Annotated in this window: 24 protein-coding genes, 2 tRNA genes and 1 other RNA gene; 19 read left to right on the top strand and 8 right to left on the bottom strand. The window is 70.1% G+C overall.

Features of this window, described 5'->3' with window-relative positions; translation table 11 throughout:
- Nucleotides 1-104 precede the first annotated feature (104 nt).
- On the bottom strand, nt 105-1295 hold the full coding sequence (locus EPA99_RS10700; protein WP_129471222.1) for a lytic transglycosylase domain-containing protein: 1191 nt from the start codon (nt 1293-1295) through the stop codon (nt 105-107).
- An 8-nt stretch (nt 1296-1303) separates the two neighbouring features.
- Nucleotides 1304-2077: a hydroxyacylglutathione hydrolase gene (gloB, locus tag EPA99_RS10695; protein WP_129471221.1), complete on the bottom strand. Its 774-nt coding sequence runs from the start codon at nt 2075-2077 to the stop codon at nt 1304-1306.
- Nucleotides 2078-2194: 117 nt separating this feature from the next.
- On the opposite strand from gloB, the gene EPA99_RS10690 reads away from it, so the two are divergent.
- The 4 genes from EPA99_RS10690 to dnaQ are packed head-to-tail and all read left to right on the top strand — an operon-like array spanning nt 2195 to nt 4469.
- The gene (locus EPA99_RS10690; RefSeq protein ID WP_129471220.1) at nt 2195-2767 is read left to right on the top strand and encodes a class I SAM-dependent methyltransferase; all 573 of its coding nucleotides are present in this window, start codon (nt 2195-2197) and stop codon (nt 2765-2767) included.
- A 12-nt stretch (nt 2768-2779) separates the two neighbouring features.
- Entirely contained in the window at nt 2780-3229 is a 450-nt protein-coding gene (gene rnhA / locus EPA99_RS10685; RefSeq protein WP_129471219.1) for a ribonuclease HI, read from the top strand.
- A complete protein-coding gene (locus EPA99_RS10680; protein ID WP_129471218.1) occupies nt 3219-3749 on the top strand; it encodes a GNAT family N-acetyltransferase in 531 nt (176 codons plus the stop codon). Before rnhA ends, EPA99_RS10680 begins: the two co-directional genes overlap by 11 nt.
- Before the next feature lie 3 nt (nt 3750-3752).
- The gene (gene dnaQ / locus EPA99_RS10675; protein ID WP_129471217.1) at nt 3753-4469 is read left to right on the top strand and encodes a DNA polymerase III subunit epsilon; all 717 of its coding nucleotides are present in this window, start codon (nt 3753-3755) and stop codon (nt 4467-4469) included.
- Nucleotides 4470-4605: 136 nt separating this feature from the next.
- Here the strand turns inward: dnaQ and EPA99_RS10670 are convergent, their stop codons facing one another.
- Nucleotides 4606-5310 (bottom strand): PP2C family protein-serine/threonine phosphatase, encoded by a 705-nt coding sequence (locus EPA99_RS10670; RefSeq protein ID WP_129471216.1) that lies wholly within the window; start codon nt 5308-5310, stop codon nt 4606-4608.
- Nucleotides 5311-5633: 323 nt separating this feature from the next.
- Between EPA99_RS10670 and EPA99_RS10665 the strand changes: the two genes are divergently transcribed.
- Both EPA99_RS10665 and EPA99_RS10660 read left to right on the top strand, forming a co-directional pair.
- Nucleotides 5634-5723 (top strand) — tRNA-Ser (locus tag EPA99_RS10665).
- 176 nt (nt 5724-5899) lie between these two features.
- Nucleotides 5900-6298: a DUF6165 family protein gene (locus EPA99_RS10660; RefSeq protein ID WP_129471215.1), complete on the top strand. Its 399-nt coding sequence runs from the start codon at nt 5900-5902 to the stop codon at nt 6296-6298.
- Here EPA99_RS10660 and EPA99_RS10655 read toward each other — a convergent pair.
- Nucleotides 6283-9351 (bottom strand): fused MFS/spermidine synthase, encoded by a 3069-nt coding sequence (locus tag EPA99_RS10655; RefSeq protein WP_129471214.1) that lies wholly within the window; start codon nt 9349-9351, stop codon nt 6283-6285. The genes EPA99_RS10660 and EPA99_RS10655 overlap by 16 nt on opposite strands.
- A gap of 144 nt (nt 9352-9495) precedes the next feature.
- Complete coding sequence (locus tag EPA99_RS10650) at nt 9496-10539, bottom strand: glycosyltransferase family 9 protein (RefSeq protein ID WP_129471213.1); 1044 nt, start codon at nt 10537-10539, stop codon at nt 9496-9498.
- 19 nt (nt 10540-10558) lie between these two features.
- Here EPA99_RS10650 and EPA99_RS10645 point away from each other — a divergent pair, with 19 nt between their 5' ends.
- The 8 genes from EPA99_RS10645 to EPA99_RS10610 are packed head-to-tail and all read left to right on the top strand — an operon-like array spanning nt 10559 to nt 15837.
- Nucleotides 10559-11308 (top strand): 3-deoxy-D-manno-octulosonic acid kinase, encoded by a 750-nt coding sequence (locus EPA99_RS10645; RefSeq protein ID WP_129471212.1) that lies wholly within the window; start codon nt 10559-10561, stop codon nt 11306-11308.
- A 4-nt stretch (nt 11309-11312) separates the two neighbouring features.
- Nucleotides 11313-12065, top strand: coding sequence for an MBL fold metallo-hydrolase (locus EPA99_RS10640; protein WP_129471211.1), 753 nt, complete (start codon nt 11313-11315; stop codon nt 12063-12065).
- A gap of 6 nt (nt 12066-12071) precedes the next feature.
- Complete coding sequence (moaA, locus tag EPA99_RS10635; protein ID WP_129471210.1) at nt 12072-13115, top strand: GTP 3',8-cyclase MoaA; 1044 nt, start codon at nt 12072-12074, stop codon at nt 13113-13115.
- Nucleotides 13116-13172: 57 nt separating this feature from the next.
- Nucleotides 13173-13661 carry a cyclic pyranopterin monophosphate synthase MoaC gene (moaC, locus tag EPA99_RS10630; protein WP_129471209.1) on the top strand — a complete coding sequence of 163 codons (489 nt, stop codon included), beginning with the start codon at nt 13173-13175 and terminating at the stop codon, nt 13659-13661.
- Complete coding sequence (locus EPA99_RS10625; RefSeq protein ID WP_129471208.1) at nt 13658-13900, top strand: MoaD/ThiS family protein; 243 nt, start codon at nt 13658-13660, stop codon at nt 13898-13900. Before moaC ends, EPA99_RS10625 begins: the two co-directional genes overlap by 4 nt.
- 2 nt (nt 13901-13902) lie before the next feature.
- Nucleotides 13903-14334, top strand: coding sequence for a molybdenum cofactor biosynthesis protein MoaE (locus EPA99_RS10620; protein WP_129471207.1), 432 nt, complete (start codon nt 13903-13905; stop codon nt 14332-14334).
- Nucleotides 14335-14359: 25 nt separating this feature from the next.
- A complete protein-coding gene (locus EPA99_RS10615) occupies nt 14360-15217 on the top strand; it encodes a helix-turn-helix transcriptional regulator (RefSeq protein WP_129471206.1) in 858 nt (285 codons plus the stop codon).
- Between the two features lie 44 nt (nt 15218-15261).
- Nucleotides 15262-15837: a GNAT family N-acetyltransferase gene (locus EPA99_RS10610; RefSeq protein ID WP_129471205.1), complete on the top strand. Its 576-nt coding sequence runs from the start codon at nt 15262-15264 to the stop codon at nt 15835-15837.
- Here the strand turns inward: EPA99_RS10610 and ffs are convergent.
- Together ffs and EPA99_RS10600 are read right to left on the bottom strand one after the other, a co-directional pair.
- Nucleotides 15824-15920: signal recognition particle sRNA small type (gene ffs / locus EPA99_RS10605), an RNA gene on the bottom strand. The two genes, EPA99_RS10610 and ffs, sit on opposite strands and share 14 nt — an antisense overlap.
- Before the next feature lie 74 nt (nt 15921-15994).
- Nucleotides 15995-16087, bottom strand: a tRNA-Ser gene (locus EPA99_RS10600).
- A gap of 181 nt (nt 16088-16268) precedes the next feature.
- On the opposite strand from EPA99_RS10600, the gene dnaX reads away from it, so the two are divergent.
- The 4 genes from dnaX (at nt 16269) to EPA99_RS10580 (ending at nt 19633) form a co-directional block, all read left to right on the top strand.
- Nucleotides 16269-18194, top strand: coding sequence for a DNA polymerase III subunit gamma/tau (gene dnaX, locus EPA99_RS10595; RefSeq protein WP_129471204.1), 1926 nt, complete (start codon nt 16269-16271; stop codon nt 18192-18194).
- An 8-nt stretch (nt 18195-18202) separates the two neighbouring features.
- The gene (locus EPA99_RS10590) at nt 18203-18523 is read left to right on the top strand and encodes a YbaB/EbfC family nucleoid-associated protein (RefSeq protein ID WP_129471203.1); all 321 of its coding nucleotides are present in this window, start codon (nt 18203-18205) and stop codon (nt 18521-18523) included.
- 51 nt (nt 18524-18574) lie between these two features.
- Nucleotides 18575-19171 (top strand): recombination mediator RecR, encoded by a 597-nt coding sequence (recR, locus tag EPA99_RS10585; protein ID WP_129471202.1) that lies wholly within the window; start codon nt 18575-18577, stop codon nt 19169-19171.
- 108 nt (nt 19172-19279) lie between these two features.
- Nucleotides 19280-19633: a histidine triad nucleotide-binding protein gene (locus EPA99_RS10580; protein ID WP_129471201.1), complete on the top strand. Its 354-nt coding sequence runs from the start codon at nt 19280-19282 to the stop codon at nt 19631-19633.
- A gap of 344 nt (nt 19634-19977) precedes the next feature.
- Here EPA99_RS10580 and queG read toward each other — a convergent pair whose 3' ends face one another.
- Nucleotides 19978-21069: a tRNA epoxyqueuosine(34) reductase QueG gene (gene queG / locus EPA99_RS10575; protein ID WP_129471200.1), complete on the bottom strand. Its 1092-nt coding sequence runs from the start codon at nt 21067-21069 to the stop codon at nt 19978-19980.
- Between the two features lie 23 nt (nt 21070-21092).
- Here queG and EPA99_RS10570 point away from each other — a divergent pair, with 23 nt between their 5' ends.
- Nucleotides 21093-22574: an NAD(P)H-hydrate dehydratase gene (locus EPA99_RS10570; protein ID WP_129471199.1), complete on the top strand. Its 1482-nt coding sequence runs from the start codon at nt 21093-21095 to the stop codon at nt 22572-22574.
- Nucleotide 22575: the final 1 nt, after the last annotated feature.

Genomic DNA, 22575 nt, shown 5'->3' with positions numbered 1-22575 from the left:
GGAGAAGCGCCACCCACCCTACGTAGGGTGGACAGCGCGGAGCTTGTCCACCGCAGCGCACGCTGCGGCGAGGGGACGTCGAGTCGCGCGAGTGCGCGTCTTGCTCAATCGCTCTTGGCGATGGTCAACACCATGCCCGGCTTGATCACGCTCTTGCGGCCCAGGTGGTTGGCCGTGAGCAGGTCCTGCACGCCGATGCCGTAGCGCTTGGCGATGCTCCAGGCCGATTCGCCCTTGCGCACGGTGTGCGACGTGCCGGACTTGGCCTGCTCGCTGCTGTGCAAGGGCGTGGTGGGATTGAACGGGTTGGGGGCGCTGGCGGTATCGTCCTGGGCCCGGCCCACCAGAGACAACGCGGTGACCGGGGTGATGTCGCCTTCTGCCGTCGGTGCCAGCACGCTGCGGCCTGACACGTTCCCGCCCCACAGCGCAGGATTGATGCGGCGGATGAAATCCGGGTCGTGGCCTTCGCCGCGTGCCCAGGCCTCCAGGCCACGGGTATCCTCGGGCAGCGTCTGCGGCGCCAGGCGCGGCACGGGACGTTCCAGCGCCTGCACCCACTCAGGTCGATTTTCGGCGCGCTGGAAGAGGCAGGCCAGGGCGTGCAGCTTCTCCACGTACTGGTAGCTGGTTCTGGACATGCCCGGCAGGCGCGCTGGATCGGCCGTGGCCGCGCTCATGCCGGCGCGGCGCATGGCCGTCAGCACGCGCGCCTCCCCGGCGTTGTAGGCCATCACGGTCAGGCGCCAGTCGCCGCCGAACATGCCGTGCAGGGTCTTGAGGTAACGCACCGCGGCCTGGGTGGAATCCACCGGCGACATGCGCCCGTCGTACTGCTTCCCCACGCGCACGCCGTGGTTGCGCGCGGTCAGGGCGATGAACTGCCACAGGCCCGCCGGGCCGCCGCCGTTGCGCGCGGAAGGCTTGTAGGCGCTTTCCACGAAGGGGATCAGGGCGAACTCGGTGGGCAGGTCGGCATCGCGCAAGGCATCGACCACATAGCCGAACATCGCCAGTGCGTCCTGGCCGCCGTCGGCCAGCTGCCGCGGCGCATTGCGGAACTGCTGCTCCCATTCGGCCTGGCTGGCGCCGCTCTCGCACTGCGGGGCCGCCAGGCCGTTGCGGAAGGCCTGGAAGATTTCGGCCCCATTGCGCTGGTCGGGCGAAAGCTGGCTTTCATCAAGCGGGGTGACCGCCGCTGGCCCTGGCTGACTGGCAGGGCCAGCCGTCTCCAGTGCGCTGGCCGAGGAACACAGGCTCCACGCCACCAGCACCGGCAGCGCAAGCCGTCGCATGCCGCGCGTCATGCGCGAAATCCATCCTTCCAGCGCCGCAGCTCGGCGAAGGTGTCCACCCGGTCGGTGGGCGCGCGCCCAGCCGCGGCGGTGACCGCCGCGATGACCGCGGGCTGGTCGACCCGGAGGAACGGGTTGCAGGCGCGTTCGCTGGCCAGCGTGGACGGTACGGTGGGGCTTCCCTGCTGACGCATGCGTTGAGCTTCCGAAGAGCGCTCCTGCAAGGCCGCGTTGTCCGGATCGACGGCGAGGGCAAAAGCGGCGTTGGAGAGGGTGTACTCGTGCCCACAGCAGACCAGGGTCGTGTCCGGCAAGGCCGACAGCCGGTCCAGGGAGGCGAGCATCTGGGCGGGCGTACCTTCGAACAGCCGTCCACAGCCGAGGCTGAACAAGGTGTCGCCGCAGAACAGATGGCTGTCCGCGCCCGCGCTCACGAAGGCGATGTGGCTGCGGGTGTGGCCGGGCACCGCCAGGACCTGGAACTCCAAGCCCAGTGCGCTCACGCGCTCGCCATCGGCGACCGTCCGGGTCGGCACGGCGATGCGCTCATCGGCAGGCGCATGGACCGGCAGCTCCGGCCAGCGCCGGCGCAGCTCCGCCAGGCCGCCGCAGTGGTCGGCATGGTGGTGGGTGATGAGCACGGCCACCGGCTTGAGTCCGGCGTCGGCGGCGCGAAGTACCGGGGCCGCATCGCCCGGATCGACGATGATCGCCTCACTGCCGCCGCGGGTCAGGGCCCAGATGTAATTGTCATCGAAGGCGGTGAGGGCGAGCAGGGTCATGGGCCAGCGGGAGGCGGAGGAGGGGTGGGTCCTCTACAATCCCCGACCATGCCTGTCCGTACGACCGACCGTCAACCTGATCCCCTTGACTGGTTTGGCTCCGAGCGGGCCTGGCCTGTGCTGTCGGCAGAAGCCGAACGGGTAGCCGCCCTGCTGGGTCCGGCCGCCCCGCAACCCTGGCTGTGGCTTGCGCCGCAGGCCGTGCCCACCCCGGAGAAGCTGCCGCGCTGCCTGTTCCTGCATGGACAGGCGGCGGGCTTCTTCGGCCAGATCCGCTGCGCCTTGCCGTTCCCGCTGCCCACCGAGGGCTTCGGCACCATCGTGCTGCAGCATGTGCACGAGGGCGGCATGGAGGGCCTGCTGGCCGAATGCGCGCGCCTGCTGGAGCCGGGTGGCCGGCTGTGGCTGGTGTCGCTGAATCCGTGGAGCCCCTACCGCGCCCGCTGGCGCCGCAGCGGCCTGCACGTGCGCGAGGCGCGCAGCTGGCAGGCCGAGCTGGAGGACGGGGGGCTGACCGTGCTGGGCGGGCGCCGCCGCTTCGGGCCGGTGTGGCGCGCGCGCAACGAGGCGCCCGCGCATACCCCGCCACGGCTGCGGGCGGTGACGTTGCTGGAGGCCGAAAAGCGCGTGGCGGCCCTGATTCCACCCAAGGCGATTCCAAGCTGGGGCGTTGGCGCCAGCCCGGTCTGACAAGAGAACCCGATGAAGCAAGTCCGTATCAATACCGATGGCGCCTGCCTGGGAAACCCGGGGCCGGGCGGCTGGGCCGCACTGCTGCGCTATGGCGAGCGCGAGCGCGAGATCGCCGGCGGCGAAGCCCACACCACCAACAACCGCATGGAGCTGATGGCGGCGATCATGGGGCTGGAGACGCTGACCGAGCCCTGCGAGGTGATCCTGATCACCGACTCGCAGTATGTGCGCCAGGGCATCACCGAATGGATGCCGGGCTGGGTGCGAAAGAACTGGAAAACCGCCAGCGGTGGCGCGGTGAAGAACCGCGACCTGTGGGAACGCCTGCACGCGGCCACGCTGCAGCACAAGATCGAGTGGCGTTGGGTGAAGGGGCATTCCGGCGACCCGGACAACGAGCGCGTCGACGTCCTGGCCCGCGACCAGGCCATCGCCCTGCGGGGCGGCAATGCCGCATGAGCCTGCGGCGCCGGTGCTGGAGACCGCACGGCTGTCGCTGCACCGGTTCACCCTGAGCGATGCCGATGCGGCCTTCATGCAGCGGCTGATGAACGATGCCGACTTCATCCGCCACATCGGCGACCGCAACATCCGTTCGCTGGAAGACGCGCGCCAGAGCCTGCGCGCCGGCCCGATGGCGTGCCAGCAGGCCCACGGCCACAGCCTGTATCGCGTGCGCCTGAAGGCCGATGGGCTGGATATCGGCACCTGCGGCCTGGTGCGCAGGCCGGGGCTGCCGGGGCCGGACCTGGGATATGCCTTCCTGCCGCAGGCGCGCGGGCACGGCTATGCGCGCGAGGCCGCTGCGGCGATGTTGCCGCATGCGCGTGAGCTTGGGCTGTCCGAGCTGTTGGCCATCGTTTCAACCGGCAACGCGGCCTCCGTGCGCCTGCTGGCGGGTCTGGGCTTCCAGGCGCGCGGCACGGTGCGGCTGCTGCCCGATGCCCCTGAATTGAATCTGTTTCACCGGAGCCTGTAAGCCATGCGTCAGATCATCTTCGATACCGAAACCACGGGCCTGGAGTGGAAGAAGGGCAACCGCATCGTGGAAATCGGCTGTGTGGAGGTCATCGAGCGCCGTCCCACCGGTCGCACCTACCACCAGTACATCTGCCCGGACCGGGAGTTCGAACAGGGCGCGGCGGAAGTGACCGGGCTGTCGGTGGAGTTCCTGGCCGACAAGCCGCGGTTCGCCGAGATCGCCGATGAGTTCCTGGCCTTCATCGACGGCGCCGAGCTGGTCATCCACAACGCGGCCTTCGATGTCGGCTTCGTCAACTACGAGCTCTCGCTGCTGGGGGCGGACTACGGCACCCTGGAATCGCGCGGCATCGGCGTGCTCGACACGCTGGCATTGGCGCGCGAGCGTTTCCCCGGCCAGCGCAACTCGCTCGATGCGCTGTGCAAGCGCCTGGGCGTGGACAACGCCCACCGCCAGCTGCACGGCGCGCTGCTGGATGCGCAGATCCTGCTGGATGTGTACATCGGCCTGACCACCGGCCAGGAGGAGATCGGCTTCTTCGCCGACACCGACGGGGAGCAGGCCGTGGCCAAGGTCATCCATGCCTTCACCGCCGACGCCATCACCCTGCGGCGCAGGGTGCAGGCCACGCCCGGCGAACTGGAGGCGCACGAGCGGCGGATGGCGGTGCTGCGGAAGAAGTCCGGGGACAACTGCGTGTGGGATCGCTTTGCCTGAGCTTTCAGGAACGCGTTGAGAGGAACGAGGAACGAGAGGTGGGGCTCAGGCGGCGTGCACGCGGTGCATCGCGGCACCCACCGCCGAAGCCGCCCTCACTCGTTTCTCGTTCCTCTCAACTCGTTCCTGCCTCCACCTAGTGGCAGCGCACCAGGACGGCGGTGACATTGTCCGATCCGCCACCGTCCAGGGCGGCGGCGATCAGCGCATCGACGCATTCCTGCGCGCTGCAGTCCTGCTGACGCAGGACATCGGCGATGCCTCGGTCTTCCACTTCCTCGGTCAGGCCGTCGCTGCACAGCAGCAGCTGCATGCCCGGGCGGAACTCGCCAGTCATGGTTTCCACGTTCAGGTGCGCCGGGTCGGTGACCCCGAGCGCCTGGGTGACCACGTTGCGCTGCGGATGGATGCGCGCCTGTTCGTGGGTGAGTGCGCCCTGGGCGATCAGTTCCTGCACGTAGCTGTGGTCCTGGCTGAGCTGCACCAGCTTGCCGTCGCGCCACAGGTAGACGCGGCTGTCGCCAACCCAGGCCACCTCGAAGCGGTCGCCCTGCACGCGCGCGGCCACCACCGTGGTGCCCATCGGCAAGGTGTCGTTGCGGCGGCGCGAGGTGCGGATGATCTCCTCGTCGGCGGCCCGGATGGCCTGGGCCAGCGCATGGCCTGCACGGATCTCACGGACGATGGTGTCGCGCGCCAGGGCGCTGGCCACCTCGCCACAGGCGTGTCCGCCCATGCCATCGGCCACCAGCCACAGGCCCAGGTCGCTGTCGCCGTAGTAGGTGTCCTCGTTGAGGTCGCGGCGCAGGCCGGCGTGGCTGAGATGTCCGAATTCGATCATGGCTTCCCTGCCGCGCGCGTATGGCGGCCGGACTGGCCCGGCGTCCGTCGGCGCCGGCTGGTGCATGCGCAGGCCCGGCGCGCAGCCACGGCCGATCCAGCGAAGGCGGCGCCGGCCGCACCCGTTCCGGTGTCGTCCATGGGCGCGTGCGAGGCATCTGGGGCAGGGGCTTGAAGCATGGGGGCATGATCGCGGGGATCGTGACGCCCGACAAGCCTGTCAGGCGTCAGCGAGGCAGTTGGCGCGCACGCGCGCAGGCGCTTGTCGCGGGGCAAAACGCCCCGTATGATGCACGGCCCCGCCAGACGCCGGCGGGGACCACCGGAGAGGTGGCAGAGTGGTCGAATGTACCTGACTCGAAATCAGGCGTACGTGTAAGCGTACCGTGGGTTCGAATCCCACCCTCTCCGCCAGATTGTCGGCAAAAGCCCCTGCTCGCAGGGGCTTTTGCTTTTGTGCCGCCGCGCATGTGCGGGACAGCGAAAAGGTCCACACGCGCCGTGCCCGCCTTGTGCTGCAAGCCGGCAAGACGCGTTGGCGTTCATGGCCACTGGCTAGAATGGCCGTTTCCACGAGTCGATGGTGTGCCATGTCCGAGATCCTGACCCCGGTGTCCTTTGGCGAGCTGCTCGACAAGATCGCGATCCTGCAGATCAAGTCCGAGCGCATGCGCGATGAGGCCAAGCTGGCCAATGTCCGCAACGAGCTGAGTGCGCTGGAGAAGGTCTGGATGGCGCACCCGGCCGCCGGCCATGACATCGCCCGCCTGCGCGCCGAGCTCAAGGCGGTCAACGAGCGGCTGTGGGTGATCGAGGACGACATCCGCCTGAAGGAAAAGGCGCAGGCTTTCGACGAGGAATTCATCCGCCTGGCGCGCAGCGTGTACTTCGAAAACGACGAGCGCGCGCGGATCAAGAAGGAAGTCAACCTGGCGCTGGGCTCGGCCTACGTGGAAGAAAAATCCTACGAGGATTACCGCAAGGCCTGAGTCTGCCGGGGCGGCAGGGCCGTACCGAGGGGTGCACCTGGGTCCTGCGCGGTGCCGAGCTGCAGCTCCCAGGCGCGGGTGCGGATCATGTGGCGCACCAGGCGCAGCGGTTCGCTGGCCGGCAAGGCCACGCCGTAGCCCTGGTGCAGCCGCTCCACCTCCTGCGGTGCACCGCCGCCCAGCGCCCCCAGCTGCGCGATGATCAGCGCCTGTTCCTGCAGGCGTGCGGACAGCACCGCCGGCAGCTGCAGCACCGCTTCGCCTTCGCGCTGCATGGCCTCCGCGTCGCGGGCCGCGGCGGCGGCGTACATGGCCATGATCCGCTGCACGCTGGCTGGCTGCGCCTGCAGGTCGATCCAGCCCGGCCCGATCCACACGCCGGGTTGGTCCTGCGGCGCCAGCGGCCCCAGCGTGGCCGCGGCGATCTCGGCGGCCGCCTCGGACCAGCTGGACAGATCGCCGACCCGGTGGCGTGAGCTGCCCAGCAGCGCCTGCAAGGCCAGCTCGGGCGCGGCGGCGTCGCGCTCGCGCAGGGCGTCGGGACTGTCATGCCGGCCATTGCGCAAGGACGCGGCCAGCCGCAGGGCGCGGGCGCGCAGCTCGGTCAGGCGGTGGCCCGGCATCTCGGGAATGTCGATGCGCGCCGCCGGCGGCCGCTGGCCCTCCATCAGGTCCAGCACCGGCAGGCCGCTCTCGGCCAGGCGTTGCAGGGTCAGCGCGCGATCGCCGCGGAAGCGGGTGCGCGGCGCGTCCAGCGCAAGCTGCGGGTGGAAGTCGTCGTTGGGCCGGGCGCGCATCGCGCTGACATAGGTCTGCAGCAGCGCGCGCCCGCCGAGGTGGCGCAAGGACAGCGCTGCGTTGCTGTCCAGGCCGACGCGGCGGGTCTCGCGCGCAAGCGCACCGCCGCCCCAACGGGCGATGTCGGGTGCGGGGCAGGTGCCGCGGCAGGCCACCAGCACCAGGTCGTTGTCCTGCGCCAGGTACAACTGCGCATCGGGGAAGGCCTGCAGCAGGGCGGCCACGATGGAGGCGAGCAGGGCGTCGTCGATCTCATAGGTCTGCAGCCACTGCACCAGCACGCCGCCGTCCTGCAGATGGGCGTGCAGGAAGCCGTAGAACTGATGGGTGAACAGCCCGCCGACGCCGCTGACCCAGGGATTGGACGGCTCGGACACGATGACGTCGTAGCGCCGGTTGCCGCTGGAGAACAGGTGGCGGGCGTCGTCCACGCGCACCTGCGAGCGTGAGTCGTTCAGGGCGCGCCCGATGCGTGGCGCGAACAGCGGCGCGGCCTGCAGCACCATCGATTCGATCTCCGCCGTCTCCACGCGCCGCACCCGCGGGCTGCCGAGCACGGTATGGGTGCTCATGCCCAGGCCCCAGCCGATGACGCCGACCTGCTCGGGCCGCGGATGCAGAGCCAGCGGCAGGGCGCCCAGGGTCACCATGGTCAGCTCGTCGCCGGCGGGCGGGTCGGTGATGCGCGTGGCCATGGCGCCATCGGACTTGCCGTTGGTCAGCAGCGATTGCACGCCGCTCTCGCGCGAGCGCGCCACGCCGATGGTGGCGGTCTTGCCATCGCGCAGGAAACGCACCTGCATGGCCTCGTTCAGGCGCGCGTGCCCGGTGCGGAACACGCTGGACAGCTGCGCGCGTGGATCGGGCCTGCCCAGCACGGCGACCAGGGCGAGCACGGCGGCCACAGCCACCGCGGTGCCGGCCAGTCGTGCCGGCGGCAACTCCTGCCGTGCCAGGGTCAGCAGCCACAGCCCGATGGCCGCGTCGGCGGCGGCCGCCAGCAGCAACGCCCAGCGCACGCCGACGATCGGGATCAGGACATGCACGGTCAGCAGCACGCCGACGATGGCGCCGACGGTGTTGGCCGCGTACAGGCGGCCGATGCCCGCTTCCCCAGCGCCGCCCCGCAGCAAGGCCAGGGTGAACAGCGGCAGGGTCATGCCGGCGAAGAAGGCCGTGGGCAGCATCACCAGCAGGGCCATGGCCGCCGTGCCCAGCAGATACAGCCGGTAGCCGCCATCGTTGCGGTCCAGCGAGGACAGCAGGGCGGCGGTCCAGTCGAAGGCGTGCGACAGCGCCAGCAGCGAGAGCAGCGCCGCCACCCCCATCAGCACCTGCGCCCAGCCTGCGGCCCGCAACGGGTCGTGCAGCTGCGCGGCGCGCCGCCGGATCCAGGCGCCGCCGGCGGCCAGCCCCAGCAGGAAGCTGGCCAGCATCAGCTCGAAGCCATGCAGGGTGGTGCCCAGCGCCTGGTTCAGCAGCCGCACCCAGCCGATCTCATAGGCGAAGGAGCACGCCCCGGAGGCCATGCCGGCCCACAGCAGTGCGCGTAGCGGGCCGCGCGGGGAGGGCGTGGCGGAAGGCGCCTTGCCGCTGGCGGCGGGTAGAACCGCGCTGGCCTCGATCCGCCAGGACAGCACGCCCGCCACCGCGGCCACGACCAGGTTCACCCCGCCGGCCACGGCCATCGCCCCAGGCATGCCCAGGCGCGGCAGCAGCACGAAGGTAGCCAGCAGCGCACCCAGCGCCGCGCCCAGGCTGTTGGCCGCGTACAGCCCGCCGAGCACCCGCGCATCCTGGCGCGGCCAGCGCCGCAACAGTCCGGCGCTCAACAGCGGAAAGGTGGCGCCCAGCAGCAGGCAGGCCGGCAGGATCAGCAGGCTGGCCGAGACCAGTGGGTAGAGCTGGCCCGCCAGGCCCTCGCCCAGGGCCGGCAGCACGCGCGCGCTGGACCAGCCCGTGTAGGCCAGGAACAGCCGGTGGAAGGTGAGGGCAAGCACGCCGATCAGCGCCTCGGCCAGCGCATAGGCGCCCAGCAGCCGCGTCCAGCGCAGGCCGGCACGTCCGGCGGCCCACGCACCCAGCGCCATGCCTCCCATGAATACGGCCAGCACCAGCGCCTGCGCATACGCTGCATGGCCCAGCACCAGCCCCAAGTACTGGCTCCACATCGACTGGTACACCAGTCCGGAAAACCCCGAGAGGACGAACAGGCACCACAGCAGTGGCGCGATCCCCTGGCGCAGGCCGCTCATGGCCTCGAACGCGGGCCCGAACGCAACGGCTGGCTTGCCTGGCGGGTGCCGCGGCGCGACTCGCTTGCGAGCCTCTGGTCCAGGCCGGCGCTGGCCACCTGCCGCCGCATCGGGCACAGGTGCAGCGCCGCGGCGGCTAGGGCCTCAGTGGCCATGATCGGCGCGATAGCGCTCGAATGCGGCGATGGCATCGTCCACCGTGACCAGCGCCATGACCTCGTCGAACTCGATCTTGGTCCCCCACTTCAGTGCAGCGGCCGGCTGCTTGAGACAGCGACGGGCCGCATCGTCATAGCGGTCCACGCAGTAGCGCAGGTCCGAGTACGGTCCACTGCGCCGCGGATTGCTGGCCGCGTGCAGGCCCAGCACCTTGGTGCCCATGGCGTTGGCGATATGCATCGGGCCCGAGTCGGGGGTCATCACCAACTGCGCACGGGCAAGCAGGGCCGGCAGCTGCTTGAGCGTGTCCTTGCCCACCAGGTCCAGCACTGGCTGGCGCATCTGCGCGGCGATGGCGTCGGCGGTCTGGCGCTCCAGCGCGCTACGCCCCCCGCACAGCACCACGCGCCAGCCCTGCGTGGCGGCGTGGTCGGCCACCGCGGCGTAGCGGTCGGCATACCAGTTGCGGCGCACATGGCTGGAGCAGGGCGAGATCACCAGCGTGGGCCGGCCATCGTCCTGCCACTGGGCCGCAGCCCAGGCGTGGGCCTCGGCCGGCACCGGCATCTCCCAGCGCACCGGTGCCGGGCGCAGGCCAAGCGGCTCGCAGAAGCTGCCGATGGCATCCAATACATGAATGCCCGGGCGGTCGGCGATGCGCTCGTTGATGAAGAGCCCATGCAGATCCTTGGAGCGGCCGCGGTCGTAGCCCACCCGTCGCCGCGCAGGCACGAAGGCCGACAGCACGTTGGCGCGCAGGGCCACCTGCATCTGCAGCAGCGCATCGAAGCGCCCGGGCAGCTCGCGGCGCAGCGCGCGCATGCCGGCCAGGCCCGAGCGCTTGTCGTAGACATGGAAGTCCACGCCGGCCAGACCTTCGAGCAGCTTGTGGCCGGCCTTGTCGATGATCCAGTGCAGGCGCGTATGCGGCCAGGCATCGCGCAGCGTGTGCACCAGTGGCAGCACATGGGTGACATCGCCCAGGGCGGACAGGCGCAGCAGGCAGATCGAGGCGGGCATGACTGACAAGTGTTGCTAGACTCGCGTGATGGTCGAATTTGACGCCACTGAAGTCCTGACGCCGTTCCGCGAAGGTCGTGGAGACGGGGCGATTCTGGTTGATGGGCAGCGCCTGCGGCAAGCCGACCCACGCTGGATGACGCCGGAGTTCTGGGGCGAGCGCGCCACGCCGGTGTCCAGTGGCGGACGCGGCGGGGCATGGTTCATCGACGCGCCCTTCGGTGCCAGCGTGCTGCGCCTGTACCGCCGCGGCGGCCTGGCCGCCAGCGTCAGCCGCGACCGCTACCTGTGGCAAGGGGCCAACCGCACCCGCAGCTTTTCCGAGTTCCGAATCACCCGCAAGCTGTATCGCCTGGGCCTTCCGGTGCCGGCCGCGCTGATGGCCAGCTACGTCAAGCAGGGCGGGCGCTACCGCGCGGCGATCCTGCTGGAGCGGCTGGCCGGCGTGCAGACCCTGGCCCAGCGCATCCAGGCGCAGGGCAGCCAGGCGCCGTTCGAGGACACCGGCAGGCTGATCGCGCGCTTCCACCGCGCCGGGCTGGACCACGCCGACCTCAACGCCCACAACCTGCTGTTCGATGCGCAGGGCAAGGGCTGGATGATCGATTTCGACCGCGCCCGGATGCATATCCCCGCCACCCGCTGGCGCGAGCGCAACCTGGCGCGCCTGCGGCGTTCGTTGCTCAAGCTGCGCGGCACCCGCAGCAAGCAGGCGGTGCTGGAAGATTACGGCAAGCTGCGCCGCGCCTACGATGCGGCCTGGTCGCGCGGGTTCTGAGGCCATGGCCTGGGCGCTGCGCTTCCAGGGCGTGGGTGGGGCCACGGCCGTGGAGCTGGGCTCGCCCATGGCCACCATCGAGCGTGACGGCCGCCCCTGGCTGGCGATCGACTGCGGCAACGAGGGCCTGAGCGCCTACCAGGCCCACTATGGGCAGGCGCCGCAGGCCTTGTTCATCACCCATGTCCACCTGGACCATGTCGGTGGCATGGAGCGGCTGTTCATCGCCAGCTACTTCGACCCGGCCCGGCGCGGGCGCGTGCGCCTGTACGTGCCGGCCCCTCTGGTGCCGCTGCTGCACCAGCGCGTGGGCGCCTACCCGAACGTGCTGGCCGAGGGCGGCGCCAATTTCTGGGATGCCTTCCAGCTGGTGCCGGTGGAGGAAGCGTTCTGGCACGACGGGGTGCGCCTGGAGGTGTTTCCGGTGCGGCACCACTGGCCGCTGACTGCCTTCGGCCTGCGCCTGCCGGGCAGCCTGGTCTGGAGTGGGGACACCCGCCCGATCCCGGAGATGCTGGCGCGCTTTGCCGATCTGGACGAGCTGATCGCCCACGACTGCGCCCTGCATGGCAACCCCTCGCACAGCGGCATCGACGACCTGGAGCGCGAATACGCCCCGGCCCTGCTCGCGCGCTGCGTGCTGTACCACTACGCCAGCGCGGCCGATGCCCAGGCGCTGCGCGCGCGCGGCCATCGCGTGGCCTTGCCGGGCGACTTGCTAGCCTTGGGGAACGTTGTCCTTCCCGGAGCGGTCTGACCCCGCATGAATGCCGTGCTGCGCCCTGACACGCCCCAGATGGCGCACCAGCCCCTGGACTCACGCGGGCGGCCCTTGCGCGACCTGCGGCTGTCGGTGATCGAAGCCTGCAATTTCCGCTGCGGCTACTGCATGCCGGCCGACCGCGTGCCGGAAGGCTATGGGCTGGATGCCGCCAGCAGGTTGAATTTCGACCAGATCGAAACCCTGGTGCGCGGCTTTGCCCGGGTCGGGGTCAGCAAGCTGCGCGTGACCGGCGGCGAGCCCCTGCTGCGCAAGCGCCTGCCGGCGCTGATCGCGCGGCTGGCGCGGATCGAGGGCATCGACGACCTGGCCATGACCACCAACGCCAGCCTGCTGGCACCGCACGCCCAGGCCCTGCGCGATGCCGGCCTGGGGCGCCTGACCATCAGCCTGGATGCGCTGGAGCCGGCGCGCTTCGCGCAGATGTCGGGCGGGCGTGGCCAGGTGGAGCGCGTGCTGGAAGGCATCGCGGCCGCCGAGGCCGCAGGCTTTTCGGCGATGAAGGTCAATTGCGTGGTGCAGCGCGGCGTCAACGAGGATCAGGTGCTGCCGCTGGTCGCGCACTTCCGCGGCAGCGGCCATGTGCTGCGCTTCATCGAGTACATGGACGTGGGCAGCTGCAATGGCTGGCAGCGCGGGCAGGTGGTCGATTCGGACAGCCTGCGCGCGCGGATCCATGCGCAGTGGCCGCTGCAGGACCTGCCCAGCCAGTACACCGGCGAGGTCGCCAGCCGTCACGGTTTCATCGACGGGCAGGGCGAGATCGGCTTCGTCAGCTCGGTCACCCATGCGTTCTGCGGCGACTGCCACCGCGCCCGTGTCTCGGCCGATGGCCATCTCTACACCTGCCTGTTCGCCAGCACCGGCACCGATCTGCGACCGGCGCTGGCGCACGGCGAGGCCCGCTTCACTGCGCACCTGGCAGACCTGTGGAGCGCACGCGCGGACCGCTACAGCGAACTGCGCAACGAACAGCGCAGCGCCCGGCGTGGCAAGCCGGTCGAGATGTTCCTGATCGGCGGTTGAGCGGTGACAGGGATTCCGACGACGGCACCATGGCCGCGCACTGATAGGCTTGACCGCATGACTGCATCGCACCCTCTGACCCACCTGGACGAGTCGGGCCTGCCCACCATGGTGGACGTGTCCGGCAAGGCCGCCACCGAGCGCTCGGCGCTGGCCGAATCCTTCGTGCAGTTCCCACCCGACATCGCGCGTCAGCTGCACGACACCGGGCTGCGCAGCGCCAAGGGCGGCATCGTGGAAACGGCGGTGATCGCCGGCACCCTGGCGGTCAAGCGCACCCACGAGCTGATCCCGTTCTGCCATCCGCTGCCCATCGATGGCTGCAAGTTCACCTTGGAATGGCATACGCCGGAGGCCTTGCGCATCACCTGCGCGGTCAAGACCGTGCACCGCACCGGGGTGGAGATGGAGGCGCTGACTGGCGCCAGCGTCGCCGCGCTCACGGTCTATGACATGTGCAAGGCCTTGAGCCATGAGATCGTGATCGGCCAGACCCGGCTGGCGGGCAAGCGCGGTGGCAAGCGCGATGTGGGGGTGATCGAATGACGGCGGTGACGGTGCTGTATTTCGCCAGCCTGCGCCAGGCCGCTGGCGTGGAGCAGGAAACGGTCCAGACCGAGGCCAGCGACCTGGCCGGCCTGTATGCGCAGCTGCGCGAGCGCCACGAGCTGCGTTTCGACACCGCGCACCTGCGCGTGGCGGTGGACGATGTGTTCGCGCAGTGGGGCGATGCACTGCGCCAGGGCAGCCGCGTGGCCTTCATCCCGCCGGTAAGCGGAGGCTGATGATGTCCAGGTTCTTCCTGACCGAGTCGCAGATCGAGCCGGCACCGCTGCGCGCGCAGCTGCTGGACGCACGGGCCGGCGCTTTCGCCAGCTTCGAAGGCTGGGTACGTGACCACAATCTGGGGCGCGCGGTGACCGGACTGCACTACCAGGCCTATGCGGCGCTGGCGCAGGCCGAAGGCGAAAAGGTGATCGAAGAAGCCTTGGCGCGTTTCGACATCGTCGACGCGCGCTGCGTGCACCGGACCGGCGAGTTGGTTATCGGCGAGATGGCGGTGTGGGTGGGCGTCAGCGCCGGCCACCGCGATGGCGCCTTCGCCGCCTGCCGCTGGATCATCGATGAGGCCAAGGCCCGCGTGCCGATCTGGAAGCAGGAGCGCTACGCGGCCGGTGACCAGACCTGGCTGCATCCTGACGACGCGCCGCGGCCGTGATGGTCGGTTGGCGCGGAGCGGTGTGATGGCCCGGCGCGCGACTGGCGGGCTTCGCGAGGCCTTCTCGGCCCAGGCCACGCACCTGCCGGGTGTCATGGCCGTCGATGCATGCTCCAAACACCGCTTTCCCCGCCATGCGCATGAGGAGTTCGGCATCGGTGTGATCACCGCTGGCGCGCAGACCTCCTGGAGCGGGCGCGGGCAGGTTCAGGCCCAGGCCGGCGAGCTGATCACGGTCAACCCGGGCGAGGTGCACGATGGCGCGCCGGTCAGCGCCAGCCGCGCCTGGAGCATGCTGTACTTCGCACCGGAGGTGATCGCGCAGGCGGTGGAGGATCTCGGTGCCGAGCGCGGCGTCGCGCTGGAGCTGCAGGCGCCCGTGGTCCGCACCCGACCCATCGTGCGTCTGTTCGGCGCACTGCGCGCGGCGGCCACCGCAAGCTGGTCCACGCCCGATGCGGCGCAGTCGCAGCTGTTGCCATTGCTGGCGGCACTGCTGCTGCCGGCCCAGCGCATGCCCGCGTGCGATGCGCCTGGCTTGCGACGCATGCAGGAGATGCTGGAAGACGCGCCGGCTGCTGCCCATTCGCTGGAGCAGATGGCGCGCGTCTGCGGCCTGAGCCGCTACCAGACCCTGCGCGGCTTCCAGCGCCTGACCGGCCTGACGCCGCATGCCTACCTCAACCGCTGTCGGTTGGAGCGCGCGCGTGCGGCCATCCGGGCCGGCCAGCGACTGGTGGACGTTGCCGCGGCCGTGGGCTACTCAGACCAGAGCCATTTCCACCGGGTGTTCGTCCGGCAGTTCGGCCTGACTCCGGGCGGCTATGCGCGCGCCTGCATCGGGTCGCGCGGGTCGGTGCAAGATCGTCCAAGACGCTGCTAGGCCGACGCGACAGGCTGGACGCTCCATCCACTGGAGGTCCTCACATGTCCGAACACGTCATTCCACGTCCGTCCGGAAGCGTCGATGTGCGTCCTTGCGACCCAGCCGACACCGATGCACTGCTGGAGGTCATCAATCGCGCCGCAGTGATCTACGAAGGTGCGATCCCGGCCGACTGCTGGCACGTGCCTTACATGTCGCGCGAGGCCCTGACCGAAGAGATCCAGCGCGGCGTGCGCTTCTTCGGGCTGCGCGCCGGCGATGCACTGGTCGCGATCATGGGAATGCAGGATGTCCGCAACGCGCGCCTGATCCGCCATGCCTACGTGCTGCCGGCGTATCAGGGGCAGGGGCTGGGCTCGATCCTGCTGCGGCATTGTTGCCAGGCGCAGCCCCCGCGCCCGATGCTGGTCGGCACGTGGTCGGCGGCGCACTGGGCCATCGCGTTCTACATGCGCAACGGATTCGCGCCGGTTCCGGCGGGCTGTGTCCTGCCGCTGCTGCGTTGCTACTGGGACATTCCTGCGCGACAGGCGCACAGCTCCACCGTGCTCGCGCAGCCGGCGCTGACCGTCGAGCAAGTTTCCGGGCTCATAAAAGGTGGCGGCCCCGCCGGCTGACCTCGGCGCCCGCGTCGATCGATACCGTTGCTGCCTTCCGGCCCTGGCGGGATTTTCGACCTAGCGTCGCGAGGGGCCGACGGGGCCACCATAGACGCGGGCCGCGCTGCGCGCGGCCCGGGTTCGTTGCATCATCGTGGAATGCGATGAATGAATCTGGCGGAGAGAGGGGGATTCGAACCCCCGAAGCGCGGTTTAGACGCTTACACACTTTCCAGGCGTGCTCCTTCAACCACTCGGACACCTCTCCGTGACCTGAACACTGCCGGCAGGCGGCGTTCAGGGGCCGCAGATTCTAGCCGTGTCTGGGGCCGATTGCGAGTCCCCGCAGGCCGATTGCGCAGCTTCGGCCTGAAGCGGGCGCGTGGCTGGGCGGGGTGTCGGGGCAATCCGTCCTTGGAAGCCCCCGCCCGGCGCGGCACAATGGCGCAATGTCTTACCTCGTCCTCGCCCGCAAGTGGCGTCCCAAGCGTTTCGCCGAACTGGTGGGCCAGGAACACGTGGTGCGCGCGCTCAGCAATGCGCTGGATAGCGGTCGGGTGCACCACGCCTTCCTGTTCACCGGGACCCGCGGTGTCGGCAAGACCACCATCGCGCGCATCTTCGCCAAGTCGCTGAACTGCGAGACCGGCACCAGCGCCGATCCCTGCGGCCAGTGCGCGGCCTGCCTGGACATCGACAGCGGGCGCTACATCGACCTGCTGGAGATCGATGCGGCCTCCAACACCGGCGTGGACGACGTGCGCGAGGTGATCGAGAACGCGCAGTACATGCCCTCGCGCGGCAAGTTCAAGGTCTACCTGATCGACGAAGTGCACATGCTGTCCAAGGCGGCGTTCAACGCGCTGCTGAAGACGCTGGAAGAGCCGCCGGAGCACGTGAAGTTCCTGCTGGCCACCACCGATCCGCAGAAGCTGCCGGTCACCGTGCTCTCGCGCTGCCTGCAGTTCAACCTCAAGCGCCTGGACCTGGAGCAGATCACCGGGCAGGTCAACAAGATCCTCACCGCCGAGGGCATCGCCTACGAGGACGGCGCGGTGCGCCAGATCGCCAAGGCGGCCGACGGCTCGTTGCGCGATGGGCTGTCGCTGTTGGACCAGGCGATCGCCTACACCGGTGGCGGCAGCGCGGGCGGCTCGCTCAGCGATGAGGGCGTGCGCGCCATGCTGGGCACGGTCGACCGCACCCAGGTGGTGTCGCTGCTGGAGGCGCTGGCCGAAGGCGACGGGCAACGCCTGCTGTCCACGATTGCCACGCTGGCCGAGTTCTCCCCGGACTGGAACGGCGTGCTGGATGCGCTGGCCGAGGCCCTGCACCGCATCCAGGTGCAGCAGCTGGTCCCGGGAACGGTGCAGGAGGCCGACGGCCTGGACGCGACGGCCTTCGCCGCGCGCCTGCGGCCGGAGGTGGTGCAGCTGTGGTACCAGATGGCGATCAACGGCCGCCGCGACCTGTACCTGGCGCCCAGCGCCCGGGCCGGGTTCGAGATGAGCGTGCTACGCATGCTGGCCTTCCGCCCAGCCCAGGCCAGCGACATGGCGCAGGAGCGCCCCCCCGTCCCAAAACCGCTGGCGGCGCCCACGCCTGAGGCGCCGCCGGCTTCTCCCTCGCCTCACCCGGCTCCCGCACAGGGGGCCACGCCGCAGGGCCGTGCGGGCGCCGATGCGCCCCTGGCTGCGCCCGAGCAGGCGATGGCCGCACCGTTGCCGCAGGCCGCAGTGCGCTCGGCGCAGCCGCCAGCGCCGGTGTCGGCGCCTGATCGGGACGATCTGCCGCCGTGGGACCCGCCGGCCGCGCCGCGCGTGGCCACGCCGTTGGCAGCATCGCCACGACCTGCGGCCCAGGCCGGGCCGGCACCTGCGCCGTCTGCGCACGCTGCGCCTGCGATGCCCGCGGTGCCTTCACAGCCTGCGGCGCCTTCAGCGCCCCCCATGTCGGCCGCGGAAGCAGGCGCCGTGGCGCTGCGCGGCATCGACGATGTCGAACAATGGCTGGCGCTGGTGGCGGCTTGCAGCCTGCGTGGGCCCTCGCGCGAGCTGGCGGCCAACGCGGCCTTCGGCGGCTACGGCAACGCCACCTTGCGGCTGTCGCTGTCGCCGGCCTTCGAATACCTGCGCACCGATCGCTCCATCGGCGACCTGGCCGCGGCACTGGCGCCAGCGCTGGGGTTGCAGCCGAAGATCGTGTTCGAAGCCGGCACGATCCAGGCCGAGACCCTGACCCAACGCACCCAGCGCGAGCGCGACGCGCGGCAGACATCGGCCGAATCCGGCTTCCTGCAGAATCCCGATGTGCAGCGCCTGATCCAGCGCGGTGCGCGTCTGGTCCCCGATTCCATCCGTCCTTTCGAAGAGTGAACACACCCATGCGTGGAAACATCGCCCAACTGATGCAGCAGGCTCAGAAAATGCAGGAGAACCTGCAGAAGGCGCAGGAAGAGATCGCCAAGCTCGAAGTCACCGGTTCGGCCGGCGCCGGCATGGTTACCGTGACCCTGTCCGGGGCCAAGGAGTGCCGCAAGGTGCGCATCGATCCGTCGATCCTGTCCGACCAGGAGATGGTCGAGGACCTGATTGCCGCGGCCTTCAACGATGCCTCCAACAAGATCGATGCCGAGAGCAAGCAGCGCATGGGCTCGGCCACCGCCGGCATGCCGCTGCCGCCGGGCATGAAGCTGCCGTTCTGATCGCGCCTGCATGATGCAGTCAGCCGCCAGATCCATGCCTGAGGTCTTGCGATGAGCGCGCCCTTGCTGGAGCAGTTCATCGAGGCGCTGCGTGTGCTGCCGGGCGTGGGGCAGAAGACGGCCCAGCGCATGGCCTACCACCTGCTGGACCGCGACCGCCGTGGCGGTGCGCGCCTGGCCGAGGTCATGGCCGATGCCCTGATGAAGATCGGCCAATGCAAGCAGTGCCGCGATTTCAGCGAGGGCGAGATCTGTGGCCTGTGCGCCAGTGCCAGCCGCGACCGCCAGCAGCTGTGCGTGGTGGAGTCGCCGGTGGATCGCCTGGCCATCGAGCAGGCCACCGGCTATCGCGGGCTGTACTTCGTGCTGCACGGCAAGCTCTCGCCGCTCGATGGCATCGGCCCGCGCGAGTTGGGGCTGGACCAATTGGGCGAGCGCCTGGCGCAGGGTGGGGTGGAGGAGATGATCATCGCCACCAACCCGACCGTGGAAGGCGAGGCCACCGCCCACTACGTCGCGCAGCTGGCCCGCCAGCACGGCGTGCGGCCCAGTCGCCTGGCCCACGGCGTGCCGCTGGGCGGCGAACTGGAGTACGTGGACCGCGGCACCTTGTCGCATGCCTTTGGTTCGCGCAGCGAGATACCTTGAAGCGAGGAGTGGGTGGAGAGGAGTGAGGAATGAGTGGAAGCGGGAGCTCGTCACCCCGGCGCGCTAAGCTCTGCTCACTTCTCACTCCTCTGCGCTCACTCCTGCCCAATGAACGACACCATCTTCGGCAAGATCATCCGTCGCGAAATCCCGGCCACCATCGTCTACGAGGACGAGCACGTGCTGGCCTTCAAGGACATCGCGCCGCAGGCGCCGGTGCATGTGCTCTTCATTCCCAAGCAGGTGCATATTCCCACGCTGGATGACCTCAAGCCGGACCAGGCTGAGCTTGTCGGCAGGCTGGTGCTGGCCGCGGCCGAGTACGCACGCAAGGAGGGCCTGGCCGAGGACGGCTATCGGGTGGTGATGAACTGCCGCGACCACGCCGGGCAGACGGTCTATCACATCCACCTGCATCTGCTGGCCGGCGCGCCACTGGGACGCTTCGGCACCGCGCACTGACCGGCACGCATTGCCGGTGCGGGGCGTAGTGCGAGCCTCAGCCGCCGCGCGCGCCCGTGGACAAGCTTCGCGTTGTCCACCCTACGTAGGGTGGATGGCGCTCTTCCATCCACCACCGCGAGAACGGGCAACGTGTGCATGGCGTCGTCGCAGGTTCAGCCTCCGCGCGCGCCTTGGTGGACAAGCTTCGCGTTGTCCACCCTACGTAGGGTGGATGGCGCTCATCCACCATCGCGAGAACGGGCAACGTGTGCATGGCGTCGTCGCACGTTCAGCCTGCGCGTGCGTTGGTGGACAAGCTTCGCGTTGTCCACCCTACGCGGTCGGCCGCGCGCGCTTGCGGGTCAGGCGCGCTCGGTGTCCTGCTGGGTGATCGCCCAGGCCACGTGCTCGCGCACCAGGGCCGAGGGGTGATCGCGACGGCTTGCCAGGGCCTGCATGACCTCCGGTGTGCGCGGGGCGTTGCCCAGCGCGACGGCGATGTTGCGCAGCCAGCGCTCATGGCCGCTGCGGCGGATCGGGCTGCCTTCGGTGCGGCGCAGGAACTCGTCCTCGTCCCAGGCAAATAGCTGCGGCAACGTCGCTACGTCCAGGTCGTTGCGCGCCCGGAAATCCGGCTCGTCGCTGCGCTTGGCGAACTTGTTCCAGGGGCAGACCAACTGGCAGTCGTCGCAGCCGAAGATGCGGTTGCCGATGGGCACGCGCATCTCCACGGGGATGGCGCCTTCGTGTTCGATGGTGAGATAGGCGATGCAGCGGCGGGCATCCAGCCGGTGCGGGGCCACGATGGCCTGCGTGGGGCAGACCTCGATGCAGCGCACGCAGCTGCCGCAGTGGGCGGTGGCCGGCACGTCCACCGGTAGCGGGATGTCCACGTAGATCTCGCCGAGGAAGAACCACGAGCCGCCGTCGCGATCGATCAGGCAGGTGTGCTTGCCGATCCAGCCCAGCCCGGCGTTGCGTGCCAGGGCGCGCTCCAGCACCGGCGCCGAATCGACGAAGACGCGATGGCCGAAGGCGCCCACCTCCGCCTGCATCCGCTCGGCGAGCTTCTGCAGGCGATTGCGCATGAGCTTGTGGTAGTCGCGCCCCAGCGCATAGCGGGCCACATAGGCGCGGCGGCCATCGGCCAGGGTCTGCCAGGCCTCGTCGCTGTCGTTGCGGCCGTAGTCCAGGCCCACCGAGATGACCCGCAGCGTGCCGGGAATCAGCGCATCCGGCCGCGCGCGCTTGTCGCCATGGCGCGCCATCCACTCCATCGTGCCGTGCAGCCCCTCGTCCAGCCAGCGCTGCAGATGCGCCTCGTCCTGCGCCAGATCGATGCCGGTGATGCCAAAGCGCTGGAAACCGAAATCCTGGGCCAGCATGCGCAGGCGCCGCGCCATGGCGGCGTAGTCGGGCACGGCGGCGGCGGGGGCGGGCACATGGGCTTGCATGGCGCAAGTATAAAATCCGAAGCATGGCCCACCCCGTTTCCCTGTACGACACCGCCGCCGCGCGTGAACTGGACCGCCGTGCCACGGCGCAGCTGGGCGGCGACGGCTTCGTCCTGATGCAGCGCGCCGGCCAGGCCGCCTGGCGCCATGTCCTGCAGCACTGGCCGCAGGCGCAGCGGCTGCTGGTGCTGTGCGGGCCTGGCAACAATGGGGGCGATGGCTATGTGCTGGCGCGGCTGGCACAGGAAAGCGGGCGACAGGTGCGCGTGGTGCACGCCGCGTCCCAGGCGCCACGCAGCGATTTGTGCCAGCGCGCGGCGCAGGGCTATCGCGAGACCGGCGGTGCGGTGGACATTTTCGACGGCGCCCTGCCGCCAGCGGACCTGTTGGTCGATGCGCTGTTCGGCATCGGCCTGACGCGCGCGCCTGAAGACGAAGCGGCGGGCTTGATCGAGGTGGCCAATGCGCACCCGGCGCCGGTGTTCTCGCTGGACGTCCCCAGCGGCCTGGATAGCGACCGTGGCAGCGCGCCTGGCGTGGCCATCCAGGCACAGCGCACCCTGCAGTTCATCGTGCCGCATCGCGGACTTGCCACGGGCGATGGCCTGGCCCTGGCCGGTGCGACGGCGACGGACGGGCTGGACGTGCCGGCGCAGCTGTTTACCGAAGTCCAGGCAAGCGCCGAGCGCCTGGGCCCGGATCTGCTGCCGCGCTGGTACGCACCACGCGGGATCAACAGCCACAAGGGCAGCTCGGGGCGAGTGCTGTGCGTGGGGGGCAACCACGGCAGCGGTGGAGCGCTGCTGCTGACCGCGCAGGCCGCGCTGCGCGGCGGCGCCGGGCTGGTGTCGGCGGCCACGCGTGCCGAGCACGTGCCTGCCTTCCTGGCACGGCAGCCGGAGGTCATGGTGCACGGCGTCGAATCCGGGCAGGCGCTCGCCGACCTGCTGGAGCGCTGCGACGTGGTCGCGCTCGGACCGGGCCTGGGGCAGGACGACTGGTCCGATGCCATGTGGTCCCTGGTCCGCCGCAGCGGAAAGCCGTGCGTGGTCGATGCCGACGCGCTGAACCTGCTCGCCCAGCGCGGCGAACGCTTCGGGGACGCCATCCTGACGCCACACCCGGGTGAGGCGGCGCGCCTGCTGGGCGTGTCCACCGCCGAAGTCCTGGCCGACCGCTTCCACGCCGCGCAGGCATTGGCCGAGCGCTATGCGGCGGTGGTCGTGCTCAAGGGCGCGGGCACGCTGGTGGCAGCACCGGGGCGACGCACGCAGGTCGTCGGCGCCGGCAACCCAGGCATGGCCGTGGGCGGCATGGGCGACTTGCTGACTGGGGTGATTGGTGCGGCCCGCGCGGGCGCCGACGACAGCTTCAGCGCCGCGTGTGCAGGGGCGCTGCTGCACTCGGTCGCCGGCGACCGCGCCGCGGCAGCGGACGGCCAGCGCGGTCTGCTACCGTCCGACCTGCTTCCCTGGCTGCATCGCTGCGCCAATCCATCGTCCTGAA

The sequence above is a fragment of the Pseudoxanthomonas composti genome (assembly GCF_004122095.1).
Classification (GTDB): domain Bacteria; phylum Pseudomonadota; class Gammaproteobacteria; order Xanthomonadales; family Xanthomonadaceae; genus Pseudoxanthomonas_A; species Pseudoxanthomonas_A composti.
The sequence above is the reverse complement of the archived record's forward strand: the minus strand, read 5'-3'. Positions and strand labels throughout refer to the sequence as shown.